Consider the following 19,833-nt stretch of genomic DNA (forward strand, 5'->3'; position numbering starts at 1 on the left):
AGTATTATTGAGATTGGGGATGAAAGTGGTTTTGAATTTTTTATGATCGCAATAAGAGTCAACAAAGCAGGTAACGGAGATTGTATCTCTATCCAGGTGAAGGACCACTTTATCCTAATAGATGGAGGTACAGCCGATTCCTTTGATGATTGGAAGACTCAAGTTATTGGTGTAATTAAAAAAATTGACACATTGATCATTACACATATAGATAATGATCATGTAAATGGCATTATTAAATTACTACAGCATCCACAATGTCCTGAAATTGGCGAAATTTATTTCAATGGTGTCGAACAATTATTAGAGTCAAATATTTGTGTGGACAGTGAAGACAAATTAGATAGAAGATTAGAAGCGTTAAAAGCTGAATTATCAACTATAAATCAAAATATACAAATAGGATATTCCGAAGGAACATCTCTATCATATTTGATAAAGTCAAAAAATATAAATTGTAATCCTATCGTTGCTGGTGAAGCTATTTTTAGAGAAAAAGTTGCAGAATTTTATAGTAAGGATATTAAATTTAATCTCATCGGCCCAACTTCTGAAGATCTTAATGAATTAAGAAAAAAGTGGAAAGACAAATTACGTCAAAAAAATATTAAAGCAAGAATTATTAGCAAAAAATATGCGAAAGCGTTTGAAACCTATTTAAGTTCCTTAGAACAAGGTAATCATCTTAATAAGCAAATATCTTCTACTACATTTAATACTATTGATGCATTAGCATCTTCTCAATTTGTTACTGATCCATCCTTACCAAATAAAAGTAGTCTATCCTTTCTTATAGAATATGACGAAAAAAAAATACTTTGTTTAGGGGACTGTCATGTAGAAACAGTAGAATCATGGCTGGATTCTATAGGGGTAGATGTAATAAATGTCGATCTTGTTAAAATTTCTCATCATGGTAGTAAAAATAATACTAGTTTGAGTTTGCTAAATAGGATCAATTGTCAAAATTATTATATAAGTACAAATGGAAATATACATAATCATCCTGATTTAGAAACATTAGCAAAAATTACTAAAGTCAATAAAAGTAAAGAGACTTTTATCTATTTAAATTATGAGATTAAAAATATTCCTGCATGGTTTTTAGAGGAAATTAATAATAGTTACTCTAATATCAAGATCATGATGGGCGTAGAGGAGATTGACTTGTGATTGTAACTAAACATGAAGAATATAGACTAAACTCAATTTTCATTGTTGAAAGTACAGATGATGATGGAAATACAATTAGAGGGTCAGGGTTTGCAATCTCAGGAAAAAATATATTAACAGCTAATCATAATATTGGGGAAAATTATAAAAATATTAGAGTTTATGTATCAACTGATAATTTTAATGAAGATAAATATTTTGAGGCCAATTGCATAGTTAATGATGATGAATTAGATATCGCTTTATTGGAAATATTTGATAATCAAATTGAAGATTATATTGATTTATATGTAGCCAGTGTAAATTTAGATAGTGAAGTTTTATCATGTGGATATCCATGTGAAAAAGAATATCATGATGCTTTAATTAAAGTTAAAATTACAAATAGTTTTGAAAATATTAAAACTAGTCCATATAGTTTTGAAATATCACAGTCAAATACTATTACTAATTATGAGGGAATGTCTGGGGCACCAGTTCTTTATGATAAAAAATGTATAGGAATATTAATTGTCCAACAAGGACAAAATACATTATATGCTATTTCAATTAAAGATATTTTAGATAATAAAAATATAAGCTCTAAATTAGAAGAGCTTGGGGTTGAAATTATCAATCAAGAGGGATTTGACTATAAACCTCCTAAATACCCAAAATCACCATTTAACTATTGTATTAATTGTATCGAAGATGAGCCAAATATTAAGGGCGTTGATATAGGTTTTTCATTTAATAAATGGAATTTAACCAACCTTATTGATCTTTTGTATGATTGGGTAATCGATTATTGTCTTTCTATAAAAGAACGTTCGAGCTTCACTGGTGGGGATCGTCAGTTATTTAAACTTGCGAGATCACATTATCCAATTGGAGATCTAAATGCTTTAGCTGATTTATGTCTTCATGTGGCTATTCGTGAATCATATAAAACTATTCCTGTAATGAATAAAATTTTTGATGTAAATAATAGAACTTTTTCATGTACTCATGCTGTATTAAATGGGGGTCAATTAGAACTCTGGATAGGTGCATCTTCTGTTAATAGAACTATGGAAGAAGCAGTCTTAAACTCTATTGAAAATATTAAATATATATTAGATATATCCTCCTTAAAAAATAGGATTTATGCTTTAACTAACCAAATAGATAGCTCTTGGCCTTATCAAGAAAAATTAAAAAGATTATCTGATGCAACAATTCCTTTAGATAAAAGATTCGACAAAATTATAATACCTGTCTTCATTATGCATGATAGTGATTTAATTAATAATTATAACGAAGTTGCATTTCTGGATCTATTTAAACTGCATATAAATGATTGTAGAGGTGTTATCAAAAATAATATTACAGAAGATGATGTTAATTTAATTGATCTAAGAGTTTTTTGTTTTCCTGTTTCTGATATAGAAGCAATCAATGAGGCTTTTATGGAGGAGATAAATTAATGAGTGACTGGTATACAATTGCTAAGAATAATTTAGAAAATCCAAATTTCAATGAGTGGGATTCACTACTAATTTTATTAATTAATGAGTTTAATAAACATGAAAAAAATTTTTTAGTTCAAGATATTGTTATTAGGTGTCTTGAAAGACGAAGTGAGATTGATAAATCCTTTATATTGGATCATCTATTAGGTGAACTTGGTTTATTTCCATATATATGTAATAAAAATATTTCTAGTAAAGATACTTTTAGAAATATTTTATTTGGTACGCCGCAAGATGAAGAAAAAATATTTCATATAAAACAAGCTGAAGTTTTTCACCGTATTATGAATGGTGAAAATATTGTGCTTAGTGCTCCTACAAGTTTCGGAAAGAGTTTAATTATAGAAGCACTTATTGCTAGTTTTGAATTTGATAATATAGTAATCGTCGTTCCTACTATTGCTTTAATTGATGAATTAAAAAAGAAATTTTATAAATATAAAGATCATTATAAAATTGTTTCTCAAGTTAATCAAAATTTAGAAAGTAAAAATATATTTATTCTTACTCAAGAAAGAGTTTTAGAGTTTAAAGAGCGACTTAAAGTTGATTTTTTTATTATTGATGAATTTTATAAACTTGAACCAACTTCAGATTCTGATGTTAGAAGTGATCGTCTAAATATTGCATTTAAAGAACTATATTCTAAATGTCAGCGATTCTATATGCTTGGTCCAAGAATCAATGGTTTAGTAGAGGGTATTGAGCAAGAATTACGTTGTAAATTTCTCCAGTTTGACTCTTATATAACGGTATCTACCAATTATCATTATCATGAGTTAAATACTAAGGGAAAAGATGAAGAAATAGATATTGAAAGAGACAAGATTCTTTTAGAGATTTTAAACTCTTTAAGTAGTAAAGAGCAGACTATAATTTTTTGTAAATCACCACAACGTGCTTGTAATTTATTAAAGAAAATTCTTAACTTCAATATTTTTGAAGAATCAAAAATTAATGAGGATTTTGCACATTGGTTATCAGAAAACTTCCATCCTGACTGGTCACTTGTAAAGGGGATTAAGCATAGAATCGCTTTTCATCATGGACAGATACCTAGATCAGTTGCAGCACTAATAGTTGACTTATTCAATGAATGTAAAATTAATATTTTAATATGTACATCTACCCTTATTGAAGGTGTAAATACAAATGCAAAAAATATAATCATTTATGATGATTGTATTACTGGTAAGAAAAAACTAGATATGTTTACTTTTAATAATATATCTGGTCGCTCAGGTAGAATGTTTAAACACTATGTAGGTAATGTTTATATATTAGGAGATAAACCAGAGCTGGAACTTCCATTTATTGATATGCCTATTATTACTCAAAGTGAAAAAGCTTCCGATATTTTATTATTAAGTTTAGGTGATGATATAAATGAAAATAATAAAGAAAAAGTGAAGAGATTTTATGAGCAAAGTATACTTCCTTTGCATATTATTTTAAAACATCAAAGTATTAATCCGAATGATCTGATTGGATTAGCTGAAGATATTAAGAACCATGCAAAGGATTGGAATAAAATTATGAGTTGGTCAACGGCTTATCCTGCTTATCCTCAACTATTACATATTTGTGAACTCTTATATGAACATTTTAATATAAAAAAAATGGGGAATGGTAGTGTTTACTCAGCTAGTCAACTAGAAAGAAAGATAAAAGCAGTAATGCAAAAGGTAGATGATAAACAACTTATTATCAATGATTATAATTATGGGTCAAAAAAATATAAAAATTTCACTATTGATGATTCCATTCAATCTATTTTTTCTTTTAAAAAGAACTTAGTTGGTTACAATCTACCAAGATTAATTTATGCATTAAATGATATTCAAGAATATATCTTCAACCTCTATAATTATTCAACCGGAGACTATAAAAGTTTTGCTGCAAATCTTGAAAATTTTTATTATCCATCTGCACTTAATGGGCTTGAAGAATTTGGTCTCCCAAATCAAGTGGCTAAAAAAATATTTGAAAGGAACACTATAGAAAAACCTGATGAAATAGATTATGTTTTAGATTTCCTTAAATCAAGAGATAAGGAAAAATTTGAATATTTAGATGATTTTGAAAATAAACTGTTAAATCGGGTCTTTAGTTATTTTATATAATTTATTTGGTTTACATACCATATTTTTTTCCCTTTTGGTGTCTGAACCTGAATTTCATCATTTACTGATTTTCCTAGACAAGCTTTTGCCATAGGAGATTGAAGAGAAATATAGTCTTTTCTCCCATATATTTCTTCATCTCCTACAATACGAAATTTAATAGTTTCTCCTTCCTCATTTTCGAGTTCAACCCAAGCACCAAAGTAGGCTTTTCCTTCTTGCTCAGGGCTATACTCAACTTTATGAGCAACTTCAAAAAGTTTAGTCAAAAATCTAATTCTTCGATCAATCTCACGTAACTTTCTTTTATTGTAGTGGTAATCAGCGTTTTCTGAGCGATCCCCTAAACTTGCTGCCCAGGATACAATTTTGGTTATTTCTGGACGTTCTTTTCGGACAAGATCATTTAACTCATCTTGCAAACGTTGATAACCTTCTACAGTTAGCAATTTACGATTCATGTCAAATATTCCAATGCTTTACGTATTGCATCTAAAGTTGCCATTTTAAATACGGGTTTTTGATCTTCATCGATAAGTTCTCCGTATGTGGTGGGCTTTAAGTTCCATTTTTTTTGAAATTCACCAGATAATAAGTATTTTAAAGCTCTTTCTTCTTGCTCTGTAAACTTCATATCTCCCATAACTAAGGAAGATTTATGATCATAAATATCTATCCTTTGCTTTGGAGGGATAATTTCTTGAAGCATTTGTCTAGCTTCTTTCAATTCTGAAGCGAGAATTCTAACTAAGAGTAAATGTTTAGGATTTTGAATTTCAGAAATCCAATCTTCATCAGACTTATTAATGTCGTATTTAGTTTTACTTTGTTGAGCAGTATTGGCAAAAGCTTGGATTAAAGTCTTGTATTTTTTACCCGTATTATTTCTGATACTTTGTGCTTTGGGTACACCACGTTTATATCCTAAGTGAGCAATAGTACTTATTGAGAAATCATTGATTCCTCTTTCTTGTTGTTCTTTACAAACCTCGAAAATTGCATCCAAAGATTGTTGTACCTTGCTGGAAGAATCCTTTTTTAATTGGTTTAAAAGATCTTCTAATTGCATGTTTAACCTTCAATTAAATTGTTGGAACGAGACAAAATTAATTCTATGTCAGCTTTGGTTATTCGCTCAGAATATTCGAGTTCTTGGAACTTTACTTTGCAATCTATAACTTGTTGAATTTTTTCCCAAGTCTTTAACCTCGAAATTAGTAGCTTGTGTATTTCATGACCTGCTATTAGTTGCTGTTCCTTATTAAGGATAAAGAGTTGAGGCATAATTTCGTTAAACATTGCCATTCTGTCAAGAAGTTGAGTACGTGGATAAATTGCATTTTCAGCATTACAAGACGTATAAATTATGGCATTTTCACAAACTTCTTGTAGTTGTTGATAATGACTAACTTCTTCAACTTCAATTTTAAGCTCTGCATTTTGCATTGAAATCAATGCTAGTTTATCTGATGAAGGAATAACTTCAGAATTATTTATTAAATTATGGCATTGTTTTATTAGTTTATAAGCTGATTGAATGTCGCATAATAACATATCAAGCTTCTTGGCAGCAGTTTCATATTCAGATTGATAATTCCTTAATTCTGTTTCGAATTTATTGCGTTCATTCCCTTTAGTAAAGGGGATTCTTTTTATATTGGATTCATATTCTTCTTTTTCAATTTCGTGAATTTTATTATTAGCTTCATTTATTTGATCCTGTAATTTGAAGCAAATTTCAGATTGGGAGTTAGATTGCAGTAAAATTTCATTTGTAATAGCTAATAATCCCCCTAAAAAGGCAGGTCCGGTTATAAAATGACGGCATCTTAGACAATTTTGTACCCCTAAATAACCATGTGGGGTGGGAGCATTAAAACTACTTGTTTGAATAATGGGACCACCATCTTCACATCTAGTAGCTGCATATGGACAAATGCCATAATCTCGGAAAACATAATTACCTGCAGGTACTGAATTTGTAAGACTGTCCAATAATTCAGTGTTGCTACCTACAAGTTGGTTTTTAATATCTTCTATTTTATTTTGTTCAATTATTCTTTGTACGGTATCTACTTCCGATTTTAGAGCAATTTTTTCACCTTCCTCAAGGCGCGTTCGTATTTGGTCATTAGAAATTTTACAGTAATAAATCGACATAATGACTGAGCTGTGCCCAACAATTTTCATTACTATTTCTAGAGGCATTCCCATTTCAAGAACGTAAGCTGTAATGAGACTGACTCTCATGCTGTGGGGAGTATATTTGGATTTATAGGAACCTAATGTCGCAGGATTTCCTTCTAATGTAGCTAGAGCTAAGTTTGTAGGCTGTATATGGAAAAGGGTAGCAGCTAAACGAGGGGTGAGAGCATTTCCAACTGCAGCAGGTTCAAAATCATTAAAACGTCTAAAGAGAAAGCAATTTAATCCTTTAGCTTTTCTTTGGAGCTCATTTAGGTTAGTACGTTTACATTCTATCCATGCACTAGGAGCATTAATGGGATTATATTTCTGCTGCCATTTACGCAATTTTACTAACCAAAAAGCAAGATCTTCAGGTATCCATGGAATTGTATAGCCATTACCATTATTATTTGTTTTATTAGTAGTTGTAAAAATACCTATTTGCCCGTCTGCTAATTGAGATATAAAAGATTGCTTACGGGTCATTCCAGCAAAAGGACTTTTGTTTTTTTTCCAAATTATTTTTCCACTAGAATCTACGTCAGCAATATATTCATCTCCTTCACCAGAATCATTATATGCAATTTGTCTTCCTCTAAGAGGTATCTTAGTCAAAGCATATGTATGTATCCAATCCATAGGACACCACATATAAAATTGGTTATCTATAGTTTTATATACGCAATCAGTATCGTAAGGATCAATTAGGGTTGAATCTACTTTAACCCAATCTGCATCATACTTATGGAGGTGTTCAAGTTCTTGAAATGATTTGGCATTAGCCGGAATAATCCATTCCTGAGCTTTTTTTACAAAAAAATATTGTAAACAAGGTTTAGTAGTTTCTGATCTGTTCATGTTGGTAGCTAAATTTGGATTATTGCTTAGTAAAGCACATGGATTTCTTGCATCTGCAACACGTACAATTTCCCCAGTTTCTTCGTCTTCCATAGTCAAGTAGTTATTAATTATATAATCTAAAAATTCATTAACTGCTTTGATTAATTTGCCTTTCATATGTTCAGAATCAATATTATCTAATATATTCCGCAAAGGTCTAATATCAACTTTTTCTTGTGTTAAAAACTCAAAAGGTGACTTACTTTTATCAAATGGAATAATATAAAGACGAACAAATCTACATAAATTCGTCTCCTTCGTACTACCACCTCTAGCTTGAGTCATAAATTTTTTGATAGTTTCAGCCCAAGCAAGGTAATCTTTTTGTATAAAATCAGGCTTATACGGTTCTTCTTTCCCTAAAAATCTATACCAATTTTCCCATTCCTCTTCATAAACACTTTCCGGATCAAGAGGTAATGTTGGATCTTTAAAATTTGATATCTTATTTTTGTATTCAGTAGCATTTTTAATATCTAAGGATTGTACTTTTTCTTTAAGCTCATGATATTTAATAAATTCAGGAATCTCAAAAAAATCTTTGTAGCTTTTCCAAACTTTACAAGTTCTCTGCGGGTTAGCAGGTAACCCATATTGACGATATTTTTGTCTGTATAGGACAGAGTTGGTTATACCAAGCTTTTTACACAATGCCTTGAGATCTTCATAATTTGAAGTATCGATGCTTTCTATAGAGCTATCAAATTTTAATTCTGAAATAGTCATTTAATACCTCTTAAAACGTCAATAACTTCATCTGTAGTTGGTTTGATATATACAAGGCATGAATTTGGGTTTTTATGATGCATTATTTTTTGGATAGCGATTTGATCTAAACCTGCTTTTCTAGCTCTAAATCCATATGCATGTCTATGTCCATGTTCAGTAGTTCCTAATGATTTCCTAACCTCAAGACCAATATGTTCCACAGCATTGCGATGCAACCTTTGGAAGTTTTTTATTGTTTCAGGAAGTCCGAGCGAGTTAGTAAAAGCATAAGGGTGTGGGTTATTAGGTGGTGGTTCGACTCTCTGATATTTAAGATATTTTGCCCATATAGCAAGAAAATCACGTGCTTTTTCAGGTGGATTAAATACTACATCGAAATAATTATATTTTGAGTTCAGTAATGGATTTTTCCATCCAGCAAATAGACGTTCTGAAGCTAAATACCTATTTCTTGGTTTGAAGGAAGTCTGAGCTAAAAGATATTCTTTTCTATTTTTATACTTAGGGTCAGGTGCAGCACCAAATTCTGGATGATAAACGCGAACCATCGCTTCATTTTTATACTTAGGATGAAGAGTAATATCAGAAACAAAAATATGAAAAACCTCACTTTTTCTAAGTCCGCCATAATTCATCAACATTGTGATTGCTTGTGATTTGTAGTCATGTGAACTATCTTTTTTAGCAAAGCCTAAGAAAAGTAAACGATCTAGATGCTCCTCAGGAAAACGTACCGCATATTCATTTTCAATTTTAGGAGCCATATGAGGCTGTACAGTTCGAGTAGAGGACAATTGTTTAGATACTGCTGAAGTGTTACTTAAATGATTCAAAAAGACATTAGCCTGTTTATGGTAATAAGCACACCAATTGAGGCGTTCCTCATAAGAAGTAGCTTTCCTAAAAGGGTTCACTCTATTTGATAAATGTCCATCTTGTGCAGATAAGAAATCAGTATAATTTGTAATGTGAAATAAAAGATTATTTGCATCTTTAACTTCTCGTGCACGCCAATATAAATTGAGTGGATCAGTGAATGTTGCTAAGTCTATAGTGCCAGTCACAAGAGCCTCAGTGAATGATTTTAAAACTTGTGTGGCATTATTTATGTCAGGAACAGCCTGGATGTATTTCAATAATAAGCATAGTGCAAAACATGAACGTTCTTTCCATGATTCACTTTTTGAATTATTCCAAGCCAAATATCGTACATGAGATATGACTATACCTTTATCAGTAAGAATTGCAGGTAAGGTGAAAGAAGAGTTATTGGAACAATCTTTGTAATTAACATAAATTTTCTTTATGAAAGCCATATAATATTTAGTATAAAGTAAATAGTGTTTACTGTTTGATCTTATTGGAATAAGAATCTATGTCAAGTGAAATCTGCAACTAATAGTATGAAAATGATGGGGTCATAATACCAATATAACAAGCAAATTTTACGTAAGATTGACCGTCGTGTTCGTTACTTGGGCAAGCGTTTAGAAGAGCTTAAAATTATTGATTTTTCGCCTGAGCAAGAGGGAAAAGTGTATTTTGGTGCCTGGGTGGATATTGAAAATGATGAAGGTGAACAAAAAACCTTACGTATTGTTGGTGTAGATGAAATATATGATCACCATCCACAACATATTTCAATTGATTCGCCCATGGCACGCGCTTTACTTGGAAAGCAAATTGATGATGAAGTTGAAGTACTGACCCCATTAGGCAAGAAACAGTGGTATATCAATCAAATTCGTTATGAAAAGCCTGAAAATTCAGCAAATTAATGCATTTTGATTTTATTTTAATCATTCGGCAAGAAAAAAGTATAAAAGTATTTGCCAAGATGGGTTTTTATTTATATCATAGCCGCCATTGGAAGCGTGGCAGAGCGGTTTAATGCACCGGTCTTGAAAACCGACGAGGGTGTGAGTCCTCCGTGAGTTCGAATCTCACCGCTTCCGCCAAATTCAAAACCCCGATCAATGATCGGGGTTTTTTATTGCCTAATTTTTTTATTTGTAAAAAACTAAAATATAAATAAAGAAGAACGTTGGATAAATTTGTGCATATTTAGTGGATACAAATGATTTCAAAGATTGAATATAAAAGTCTTTAAGCGGGTACTTATTGAGCGTTGATTATTAAGATTTACGAATGATTGCAGAAGTGAAGATTGCTTCACGCACTGCAAATAAACCTTTTATTATGATTAAAAATAAATACTTTAAAACACGACTTCAATTCATCATAGAGATCTCAGCTGAACTAAAAAAGCATAGAGATGAGTCGTTTTATTCTTCTATATTTCTATCATTATGAGTGGATGAAAGCAGCAATTCCTGTTGAATCCAATCGATAAATTTTTGGATCAGAGGAGAGGATTCTTGACTGGAATGGACTAAATAATAAGAACGGCTTCCTTCCAGTTTTTTACTTGAGGCAATGACTAATTCTTTGTTGTGCAATTCTGGGTTAATCAGTATTTGTGGTATGAGCGCCATGCCCATGGATTGCTTGGCTGCAACGGCCAACATGGAGAACAGTTCATGCCGATGACCCGCATCAGATTTTGGATGAAATATTTGATGGGTTTTAAACCATTCATGCCAAATGGTCGGACGGGTGGTTTGTTGTAAGAGCGGAAGTTGGATGAGCTGTTCAGGACTTAAATCATAGCTATATTCATTAATCCTTTGTGCATCCGGAAAATTTTTTAAAATAAGCTGAGGGGAGCAAACCGCAATCAGGTCTTCTTTCATTAGGTAATGGGTTTGTACGCCAGGCCAGTGTGCAATTTGTTGTGGTGTTCCGGCATATATTGCAGCATCAAAGATGGTTTCATTAAATAGAAAGGGTTTGGTGCTGGTTTCCAAATGCACGGTAATTTCAGGATGAATTTCATTAAAGCGGTGCAATTTGGGGAGCAGCCAGCAAGTTGCAAAAGTAGGAACCACACCTAATTTTAATGTTCCACCTAGACCTTTATGCGCCATGATATCTAAAGTGCTTTGCTCCAGACCCAATAAATAGGGTTTGATCAGACTGTAATACTGCTGTCCTGCCAACGTGAGTTCAACTCCATGCCGGGTACGGGTGAATAATTCAAGTTTAAGGAATTCCTCGAGTTGTTGAATTTGCCGCGACACCGCACTTTGGGTAATACACAGTTCTTGTGAGGCATGAGTATAACTGGCATGTTTCGCTGCAGACTCAAAACACAATAAACCTTGTAATGATGGGATATGACGACGCATAGATAAATCCTTTTATCTGAACCAGATATTTTAAAATGGCATATGAAGAGGCGAACCCTATTCAACTTTAGTCTAAAAATTGAATCATGTCTGATAAATACAGTTGCCAAATCCATTGTTATCTATCTGCTTAAAATAAGATATGCGTAAATGGTATATCTGTATGCAAATTTATCATTTGAAAGAATCATTTTTCCGCCCTAGCATCGAGTCAGATAAATAGAACATGATATCGAGCAGAGGAAGCGATGAATCAAATGATCAATACGAAAAAAACAGCAAAAGTTCAATTTAACTGGCAAGACCCGTTTTTAATTGAGCAGCAACTGACAGAAGAAGAGCGCATGATTCGCGATTCTGCACATGCTTACTGTCAAGAGCGTTTACAATCTCGTGTACTTGAACAATTCCGTCATGAAAAAACGGATCCGGCTATTTTCCGTGAGATGGGTGAGCTGGGTCTGCTAGGTCCCACCATTCCTGAGCAATACGGTGGCGCAGGGCTGAACTATGTCAGCTATGGTTTGGTTGCCCGTGAAATTGAATATGTCGATTCAGGCTACCGTTCTATGGCCAGCGTACAAAGCTCTTTGGTGATGGTGCCTATTAATGAATTTGGTTCTGAAGAGCAAAAGCAGAAGTATTTACCAAAATTAGCCACCGGTGAATATATTGGTTGCTTTGGCTTGACCGAACCAGATCATGGCTCTGATCCGGGCAGCATGATTAGCCGTGCCAAAAAAGTGGATGGCGGTTACCGCCTAACGGGCGCAAAAATGTGGATTACTAATAGTCCGATTGCGGATGTATTTGTGGTCTGGGCCAAAGAAGTGTCGAAAGAAGGCAATGTCGGTGAGATTCGTGGCTTTATCTTAGAAAAGGGCTGGGAAGGGCTTTCCGCTCCAGCGATTCACGGTAAAGTGGGTTTACGTGCCTCAATCACCGGTGAAATCGTGATGGATAATGTCTTTGTGCCGGAAGAAAACGCCTTTCCTGAAGTACGTGGTTTAAAAGGTCCGTTTACCTGCCTGAACAGTGCCCGATACGGGATTGCCTGGGGTGCGATGGGCGCAGCAGAATTCTGCTGGCATACCGCGCATCAATACACCATGGACCGTAAACAGTTTGGCCGTCCACTCGCTGCCAATCAGTTGATCCAGAAAAAACTGGCGGACATGCAAACTGAAATTGCCCTTGGCTTACAGGTCGCTTTACGTTTTGGCCGCATGAAGGATGAAGGCATTGCTTCGGTTGAAGGAACTTCACTGATCAAGCGTAATAACTGTGGTAAGGCACTGGATATTGCACGACTTGCGCGTGACATGATGGGTGGTAACGGCATCAGTGATGAATTTGGCGTAGCCCGTCATCTGGTGAATCTGGAAGTGGTGAATACTTATGAAGGGACCCATGATGTGCATGCCTTGATTTTAGGACGTGCACAGACCGGTATTGCTGCATTCGGTAATTAATTGAATTTTTAACTTCAGGGTGTTCATTCGTGGGCATCCTGAAGATATTTCATCTCAAAAAATCAATAGTTTAAATTAAAGGATTCATCGTGAAACATTCTTGTAAATCTGTGCATTTGCAAGATTAACGTTCAAACGGAATGCTAGAAAAACAATAAAGAACCTAAGGCAAATGTAGAGAAATAATAGGATTACCGATGACTCATTTGGGAAAATGAGGGATATGGAAATGAATAATGATATACAGGCTGGAGCAGGAACGCTCAGCAGAAAATTACCATCCAATGTAGGCACAGCGCATCGCATTCATAAAAACACCTGGAAAATTGCATTTGTCTTTGTGTTTATTTCACTGGTGATTGATGGTGCAGTGGCTTAATCCATTGGATTGAAGTTTTAGTGATTCCTGTTTTGACCGGATTTTTTACAGAATTCGGTTTTTTTATAGTTGGTAGTTAAACATTGCATTGATGAAAGCATCGAACAATCTGGAGAATGAAAATGAGGTTTAAGTGCTATTTAATCTCGCTTTAAGCATTTGCTTCTTGCTTAACGTGCATAGTCAGATTTGCCTTCAAGGGTTATCATAGCGGTCTTCATGTCATTGGAACGCGCTATGAAAATCGTTGCAGATGAAAATCTGGCCTTTACCGAATATTTCTTTGCAGATTTTGGAGAAATTCAGCAAGCAGCAGGGCGCAGTTTAACCCATGCCGATGTAGAGGATGCTGAAGCCTTGCTGGTTCGTTCTGTGACCCAAGTAAATGAACAATTGATTCAAGAGACAAAATTAAAATTTGTCGGTAGTGCCACCATTGGTACTGACCATCTAGATATTGCAGCTTTAGAGAAATATAACATTGCATGGTCAAATGCGGCAGGCTGTAATGCGCAGGCGGTAGCGGAATATGTGATTACCGCACTGTTATATTTACAACCCAATTTAATCGAGAAAAATGAACAATTCACCCTCGGTATTATAGGTCTGGGCAATGTCGGTTCACGTTTGGCCTATATGGCAAAATTGTTAGGTTGGAATGTCATTGGTCATGATCCTTTTGTGAATCGTGAACAGATCCAGCAAGTTGAATTAGCAGAATTGTTAAAAACTGCAGATGCCATTTCCACCCATGTTCCCTTAACTAAAATAGGGAATCATCCAACTTTTCATTTGATCAATGCGGATGTTTTGGCACAAATGAAGCCTGAGGCTATATTGATTAATTCAGCACGTGGACCGGTGGTCGAGGAAGCGGCACTGATTGCGGATATTGAACAGACTAAGCGCCCGGTGGTTCTGGATGTGTTTGAACATGAACCGGAAATTTCAGAACAACTCTTAAATCTGATTCGTTTGGTAACGCCGCATATTGCGGGCTATAGCCTGGAAGGCAAAGCGCGTGGCACGCAAATGATTTACGATGCTTTCTGCAAAACCTTTAATTTTACTGCAAATAAGCAATTTGAAACCCAATTACCAGTCTGCGAACAATATTTTCAAGATCAAGATTTAAAACAGGTGCTGAAACAGTATCTTGCTCACATTTATGATATTGCACGTGACGATGCCAACCTGCGTGCCTGTTTGAAAGAGGGTAAAGTGGATCAAAAAGCATTTGATTTTTTACGTAAAACTTATCCCTTACGCCGTGAATGGGCAGCGCACGGAGGCCCGAAAGCATGAGCATGGCAAATACTGAAAGTAAAAGCATCAATTATCAACCGACCTGTGATATTAAAGCTATAAAAGCCCGTGCCAAAATGTATGCGCAAATCAGGCAGTTCTTTGCTGAACGGGATGTGCTTGAAGTGGAAACGCCAATATTGTCTCAAGCGGGTGTCACCGATGTACATCTAGCATCTGTTCAGGCTCAGCGTCATCTCGGGGGGCGCCAACATACCCATTATCTGCAAACTTCACCTGAATTTGCCATGAAGCGATTATTGGCCAGTGGCAGTGGTCCAATTTACCAAATTTGCAAAGTCTTTCGTGATGATGAACATGGACGCAAACACAATAGTGAATTCACTATGCTGGAATGGTACCGTCCAAATTTAAGCTTGAAAGAGCTGATGTTTGAAGTCACCGACTTGCTTAATGTGACCTTGGCACAGCGTTTTGGCGAAGTCCGTCCGACCATTTTAAGTTATAAACATGCCTTTATGGATCGTCTGGATCTCAATCCATTACAAGCCAGCTTAAAACAGCTCAAAGACTGCTGTAACCGCGTTGGTTTAAATCTGGATTTGGGTGATGACCGCTTGGGATATATCGATCTGTTATTTTCACATATGGTTGAACCGAGTTTAGGGTTTGATACTCCGGTATTTTTAACCGATTTCCCACCTGAAATGGCATCGCTTGCCAAAGTTAAAGTTGATGAAGAGGGTGAACAGGTCGCAGCCCGTTTTGAGCTTTATATTGAAGGTTTGGAATTGGCCAATGCCTATGATGAACTGATTGATGCTGCAGTATTACGCTCCCGTTTTGAAGCCGATAATCTGGAACGTGAAAAGCTTGGCTTACATGTGATGCCGATTGACGAATATCTACTGGCAGCTTTACCACATATGACTGAATGTTCAGGCATCGCTTTAGGGATTGATCGTTTATTAATGGTCGCGACTGAACAGATGAAACTGGAAAAAGTGATTACTTTCCCTGCTGATGTTTCTTAATTTTATTTTTAAAAATCCTATAAATCCCTCCCAACCTCCCTTTAAAAAGGGAGAGCAAAGTTGTTCATTTTTTAAAGATGATTAGCACTGCTACGTAAGGAGAGGGATTAAAATAAAAAAGCTTCTCAAACGAGAAGCTTTTCTATGAGCTATACAGCAGCAATAATCTGCCGGGCTTTTAATTCTTCAAGTGCTTGAATACGCCGTTGAATCAACATTTCACCGATATCAGGACCACTAATATCGGGTGGTAAATCCTGCGCTTTAATGCCCCGAACCACTTCCATGGCATCTAGTACATATTGTGATTGTGGATATTCACGGTCTTCCAGACCCAAACGGCCACGAGAGTCACACTCACAGGCTTGAACATAAGCTTCCACACGTTCAGGGCGACGCAAAACATCCAGTCGTTGCAATAAGCGCCATAAAGTCCCCGGTTTTAAGCTTAAGGCTTGATGACATTTTAAATGTTCTTTACAGACCGCAATGGCAAGTTGCTTGGTGTTGGTTGGCACTTTGAGGCGATCACACACTTCGGTTACCGGTTTGACACCCCGTTCTTCATGCATGATATGACGCGGTAATTCATCTGCCGGAGTCAATGCCTTGCCTAAATCATGAACCAGAACGGCAAAGCGTACATCCAGTGAATAATTGGCTTTACAGGCTTGTTGTAGCGACATCATGGTATGAATGCCGCTATCAATTTCCGGATGATATTCAGGACGTTGCGGAATACCGTATAAAGCATCTAGTTCTGGGAACAGGACTTTTAACGCACCACAGCGACGTAGCGTTTCGAAATATTCATCGGCATGATTTTCCATCAAGGCACGAGAGGTTTCTTTCCATACCCGTTCAGGCGTTAATGCCTGTAATTCACCGGATTCCGCCAACTGTTGCATCAATGCCAAAGTTTCAGATGCCACGGTGAACCCAAGTGATTTATAACGCGCTGCAAATCGTGCGATACGTAAAACGCGCAGCGGATCTTCGACAAAAGCATTGGATACATGACGTAATATTCGATCTGTTAGATCTTGCTGACCCTTATAAGGGTCGTATACGTTGCCATCTTCATCCATCGCCATCGCATTAATGGTCAGGTCACGACGGATCAGATCCTCTTCAAGGGTTACACTCGTATCTGTATAAAATTCAAAGCCATGATAACCCTGACCAGATTTACGCTCGGTACGGGCTAAAGCATATTCTTCTTTTGTTTGGGGATGCAAAAAAACAGGGAAATCTTTGCCTACCGGCTGATAGCCCTGAGCAAGGAGTTGTTCAGGTGTCGCACCAACAACCACATAATCTTTTTCGTGATAGGGGTGACCGAGTAAGTGATCACGTACTGCACCGCCTACTAAATAAACTCGCATGAAAAAACCTCTATTCTTCAAGCAATCATGCTACAGAATAGAGGTTTTCTCAAGTAAAGAACCTTAGCTTTTTGCTAAAGTTAAATACTAGCCTTCTTGTGACTGTTGAATTTCAGCAACTGTCAACGCTGTCATATTTACCACACGACGTGTTGTTGCAGTCGGTGTCAAGATATGCACAGGTTTTGCAGCACCCAACAAAATTGGGCCAATCGTTACATTATTACCTGAAGTCGCTTTCAACAGGTTAAATGAAATGTTTGCTGCATCAAGGTTTGGCATGATGAGTAAGTTTGCAGAACCTTTGAAACGTGAATTCGGGAATGCAAAATGACGAATATTTTCATCCAGTGCAGCATCACCGTGCATTTCACCTTCGACTTCTAGTTCAGGTGCAATTTCACTTAAAATTTCAAATACTTTACGCATTTTTTGTGCGCTTGCATCGGTTTGGTCAGAACCAAAGCTTGAATGCGACAACAACGCAATACGTGGAGTCACACCAAAACGACGCACTTCTTCAGCCGCCAAAATGGTCATTTCAGCCAACTGTTCAGCTGTTGGGTTAGTATTCACATAAGTATCGGCAATGAACAGGTTACGATCTTGAAGCATTAACGCATTTAGGGTAAAGAATGTGCTGCGACCTTCTTTTAAGCCAATCACGTTTTTCACGAAATCTAGGTGAATGTCATAGCTTGAATATGTACCACAAAGCATACCGTCTGCATGACCGTGTTTCACCAACATTGCAGCAATCAGGGTAGAGCGACGACGTGCTTCACGATGCGCATATTCAGGCGTTACACCTTTACGCTGCATGATTTGGTAGTAATCATCCGCAAAAAATTCGTAATCTGGATTTTTCTCTTGATCCACAATTTCAATGTTCACGCCATGTTCAAGACGCAAGCCCAATTTTTTGATGTTTGCTTCAATGACAGCAGTACGACCAACAAGAATTGGGAACGCTAAACCTTCATCTACCGCAATTTGAACTGCACGAAGTACACGAAGGTCTTCACCTTCCGCATAAGCAATACGCTTCGGTGCTGTTTTTGCTTGGGCAAAGATCGGTTTCATCATAAATGCAGAGTTGTATACGAACTCAGACAATTTTTGACGATATGCAGAGAAGTCTTCGATTGGACGAGTCGCCACACCAGAATCCATTGCAGCTTGGGCAACAGCAGGGGCAATTTCAAGAATTAAACGTTGATCAAGCGGGCGTGGAATAAGGTAATCACGACCAAATGATGCAGATTTTTCACCATACGATGCTGCATCTGCTTCAATGTGTGCCATACGTGCAATTGCATGTACGCAGGCAATTTTCATTTCTTCATTAATGGTGGTTGCGCCAACGTCTAAAGCACCACGGAAGATATACGGGAAGCAAAGTGCATTGTTTACCTGGTTTGGATAATCCGAACGACCGGTTGCCATAATCACGTCAGGACGAACTTCATGTGCATGTTCAGGTAAAATTTCTGGATCCGGGTTTGCCAAAGCAAAAATAATTGGATTTTCAGCCATCACTTTAACCATTTCTTTGGTTAAAATGCCTGCCGCTGAAAGTCCCAAGAACATATCAGCACCCGCAATAACGTCTGCTAATTGAGTGCCTTCAATATCTTGAACATAACGTTTTTTCGATTCATCCAGATTGTCACGTTTAGTCGTCAACAAACCGCGTGAATCGGCAACGGTAATGTTCTGTTTGTTTGCACCTAAAGCGCAAAGCAAATCTAAACAAGACAATGCAGCTGCACCGGCACCTGAAGCGACAATTTTAATCTCTTCAATTTTTTTACCAGTCAGTTGTAAAGCATTGAGTAAAGCTGAACCCACAATGATAGACGTACCGTGTTGATCATCATGGAACACAGGAATATTCATGCGTTCACGAAGTTTTTGCTCGATGTAGAAACATTCTGGTGCCTTGATATCTTCAAGGTTAATACCACCAAAAGTAGGTTCTAATGCAGCCACGATTTCAACAATTTTGTCTGGGTCATTTTCAGCAATTTCGAGGTCAAATACATCTACACCCGCGAATTTTTTAAACAGTACGCCTTTACCTTCCATAACCGGTTTAGATGCTAAAGGACCAATGTTACCTAGACCTAAAACCGCAGTACCATTACTTACCACTGCAACAAGGTTGCCACGTGCAGTGTAAAGTGCTGCAGTTGATGGGTCACGTTCAATCTCTAAACATGGTGCTGCGACACCCGGAGAGTAAGCAAGCGCTAGGTCATGTTGGTTGACCAGCTGTTTACTTGGCGTAACACTGATTTTCCCTGGTGTTGGATATTCGTGGTAGTACAAAGCTTGCTGTTTTAATGATTGATCGTCCATCTGTATCTCTATTGTTACTTGAGTTGTCCAGCCCGAGCTGGTGGTGGTTTTTTGCTTAATTCAACTGAATATAACATTTGTTGCGA

14 protein-coding genes, 1 tRNA gene and 1 pseudogene are annotated in these 19,833 nt (G+C 36.1%); 9 read left to right on the forward strand and 7 right to left on the reverse strand.

Features of this window, described 5'->3' with window-relative positions:
• Nucleotides 1–42 precede the first annotated feature (42 nt).
• The 3 genes from HLH16_RS04880 to HLH16_RS04890 are packed head-to-tail and all read left to right on the forward strand — an operon-like array spanning nt 43 to nt 4,786.
• Nucleotides 43–1,173, forward strand: a complete 1,131-nt coding sequence (locus HLH16_RS04880; protein WP_171528473.1) for a ComEC/Rec2 family competence protein — start codon at nt 43–45, stop codon at nt 1,171–1,173.
• The gene (locus tag HLH16_RS04885) at nt 1,170–2,618 is read left to right on the forward strand and encodes a Hachiman antiphage defense system protein HamA (RefSeq protein WP_171528474.1); all 1,449 of its coding nucleotides are present in this window, start codon (nt 1,170–1,172) and stop codon (nt 2,616–2,618) included. The genes HLH16_RS04880 and HLH16_RS04885 overlap by 4 nt, the downstream gene beginning before the upstream one ends.
• The gene (locus HLH16_RS04890; protein WP_171528475.1) at nt 2,618–4,786 is read left to right on the forward strand and encodes a DEAD/DEAH box helicase; all 2,169 of its coding nucleotides are present in this window, start codon (nt 2,618–2,620) and stop codon (nt 4,784–4,786) included. Before HLH16_RS04885 ends, HLH16_RS04890 begins: the two co-directional genes overlap by 1 nt.
• Here the strand turns inward: HLH16_RS04890 and greB are convergent.
• The 4 genes from greB to gmtY are packed head-to-tail and all read right to left on the reverse strand — an operon-like array spanning nt 4,774 to nt 9,918.
• Entirely contained in the window at nt 4,774–5,247 is a 474-nt protein-coding gene (gene greB / locus HLH16_RS04895) for a transcription elongation factor GreB (RefSeq protein ID WP_171528476.1), read from the reverse strand. The genes HLH16_RS04890 and greB overlap by 13 nt on opposite strands.
• The gene (gene gmtX / locus HLH16_RS04900; RefSeq protein ID WP_171528477.1) at nt 5,244–5,855 is read right to left on the reverse strand and encodes a gamma-mobile-trio protein GmtX; all 612 of its coding nucleotides are present in this window, start codon (nt 5,853–5,855) and stop codon (nt 5,244–5,246) included. Before gmtX ends, greB begins: the two co-directional genes overlap by 4 nt.
• A gap of 2 nt (nt 5,856–5,857) precedes the next feature.
• Nucleotides 5,858–8,599, reverse strand: coding sequence for a gamma-mobile-trio integrase GmtZ (gmtZ, locus tag HLH16_RS04905; protein ID WP_171528478.1), 2,742 nt, complete (start codon nt 8,597–8,599; stop codon nt 5,858–5,860).
• Nucleotides 8,596–9,918: a gamma-mobile-trio recombinase GmtY gene (gmtY, locus tag HLH16_RS04910; RefSeq protein ID WP_171528479.1), complete on the reverse strand. Its 1,323-nt coding sequence runs from the start codon at nt 9,916–9,918 to the stop codon at nt 8,596–8,598. Before gmtY ends, gmtZ begins: the two co-directional genes overlap by 4 nt.
• A 108-nt stretch (nt 9,919–10,026) precedes the next feature.
• Here gmtY and HLH16_RS04915 point away from each other — a divergent pair.
• Together HLH16_RS04915 and HLH16_RS04920 are read left to right on the forward strand one after the other, a co-directional pair.
• Nucleotides 10,027–10,380, forward strand: a pseudogene (locus HLH16_RS04915) (GreA/GreB family elongation factor); the annotation flags it as partial.
• Between the two features lie 90 nt (nt 10,381–10,470).
• Nucleotides 10,471–10,560: transfer RNA gene (locus HLH16_RS04920), tRNA-Ser, on the forward strand.
• Nucleotides 10,561–10,887: 327 nt separating this feature from the next.
• Here HLH16_RS04920 and HLH16_RS04925 read toward each other — a convergent pair.
• Nucleotides 10,888–11,850, reverse strand: a complete 963-nt coding sequence (locus tag HLH16_RS04925) for a LysR substrate-binding domain-containing protein (protein ID WP_171528480.1) — start codon at nt 11,848–11,850, stop codon at nt 10,888–10,890.
• Between the two features lie 248 nt (nt 11,851–12,098).
• On the opposite strand from HLH16_RS04925, the gene HLH16_RS04930 reads away from it, so the two are divergent.
• The 4 genes from HLH16_RS04930 (at nt 12,099) to epmA (ending at nt 16,001) form a co-directional block, all read left to right on the forward strand.
• Entirely contained in the window at nt 12,099–13,322 is a 1,224-nt protein-coding gene (locus tag HLH16_RS04930; RefSeq protein ID WP_171528481.1) for an acyl-CoA dehydrogenase, read from the forward strand.
• A gap of 229 nt (nt 13,323–13,551) precedes the next feature.
• Nucleotides 13,552–13,701: a hypothetical protein gene (locus HLH16_RS04935; protein WP_250850228.1), complete on the forward strand. Its 150-nt coding sequence runs from the start codon at nt 13,552–13,554 to the stop codon at nt 13,699–13,701.
• Nucleotides 13,702–13,938: 237 nt separating this feature from the next.
• Nucleotides 13,939–15,006 (forward strand): 4-phosphoerythronate dehydrogenase, encoded by a 1,068-nt coding sequence (locus HLH16_RS04940; RefSeq protein ID WP_171528482.1) that lies wholly within the window; start codon nt 13,939–13,941, stop codon nt 15,004–15,006.
• A gap of 2 nt (nt 15,007–15,008) precedes the next feature.
• Nucleotides 15,009–16,001, forward strand: coding sequence for an EF-P lysine aminoacylase EpmA (gene epmA / locus HLH16_RS04945; protein ID WP_171528503.1), 993 nt, complete (start codon nt 15,009–15,011; stop codon nt 15,999–16,001).
• 149 nt (nt 16,002–16,150) lie between these two features.
• On the opposite strand, the gene HLH16_RS04950 is transcribed toward epmA, so the two are convergent.
• Nucleotides 16,151–17,386, reverse strand: a complete 1,236-nt coding sequence (locus HLH16_RS04950) for a multifunctional CCA addition/repair protein (protein ID WP_171528483.1) — start codon at nt 17,384–17,386, stop codon at nt 16,151–16,153.
• Nucleotides 17,387–17,473: 87 nt separating this feature from the next.
• Nucleotides 17,474–19,747, reverse strand: a complete 2,274-nt coding sequence (locus HLH16_RS04955; protein ID WP_171528484.1) for an NADP-dependent malic enzyme — start codon at nt 19,745–19,747, stop codon at nt 17,474–17,476.
• Between the last annotated feature and the right edge of the window lie 86 nt (nt 19,748–19,833).

This window comes from Acinetobacter sp. ANC 5378, from assembly GCF_013004315.1.
Taxonomy (GTDB): Bacteria; Pseudomonadota; Gammaproteobacteria; order Pseudomonadales; family Moraxellaceae; genus Acinetobacter.

Excerpts from the sequence above, each read along its gene's own strand:
- HLH16_RS04880 (WP_171528473.1), top strand. The coding sequence starts at position 43 with ATGATCGCAATAAGAGTCAACAAAGCAGGTAACGGAGATTGTATCTCT.
- HLH16_RS04890 (WP_171528475.1), top strand. The coding sequence starts at position 2,618 with ATGAGTGACTGGTATACAATTGCTAAGAATAATTTAGAAAATCCAAAT.
- greB (WP_171528476.1), bottom strand. The coding sequence starts at position 5,247 with ATGAATCGTAAATTGCTAACTGTAGAAGGTTATCAACGTTTGCAAGAT.
- gmtX (WP_171528477.1), bottom strand. The coding sequence starts at position 5,855 with ATGCAATTAGAAGATCTTTTAAACCAATTAAAAAAGGATTCTTCCAGC.
- gmtZ (WP_171528478.1), bottom strand. The coding sequence starts at position 8,599 with ATGACTATTTCAGAATTAAAATTTGATAGCTCTATAGAAAGCATCGAT.
- gmtY (WP_171528479.1), bottom strand. The coding sequence starts at position 9,918 with ATGGCTTTCATAAAGAAAATTTATGTTAATTACAAAGATTGTTCCAAT.
- HLH16_RS04925 (WP_171528480.1), bottom strand. The coding sequence starts at position 11,850 with ATGCGTCGTCATATCCCATCATTACAAGGTTTATTGTGTTTTGAGTCT.
- HLH16_RS04930 (WP_171528481.1), top strand. The coding sequence starts at position 12,099 with ATGAATCAAATGATCAATACGAAAAAAACAGCAAAAGTTCAATTTAAC.
- HLH16_RS04935 (WP_250850228.1), top strand. The coding sequence starts at position 13,552 with ATGAATAATGATATACAGGCTGGAGCAGGAACGCTCAGCAGAAAATTA.
- HLH16_RS04940 (WP_171528482.1), top strand. The coding sequence starts at position 13,939 with ATGAAAATCGTTGCAGATGAAAATCTGGCCTTTACCGAATATTTCTTT.
- epmA (WP_171528503.1), top strand. The coding sequence starts at position 15,009 with ATGGCAAATACTGAAAGTAAAAGCATCAATTATCAACCGACCTGTGAT.
- HLH16_RS04950 (WP_171528483.1), bottom strand. The coding sequence starts at position 17,386 with ATGCGAGTTTATTTAGTAGGCGGTGCAGTACGTGATCACTTACTCGGT.
- HLH16_RS04955 (WP_171528484.1), bottom strand. The coding sequence starts at position 19,747 with ATGGACGATCAATCATTAAAACAGCAAGCTTTGTACTACCACGAATAT.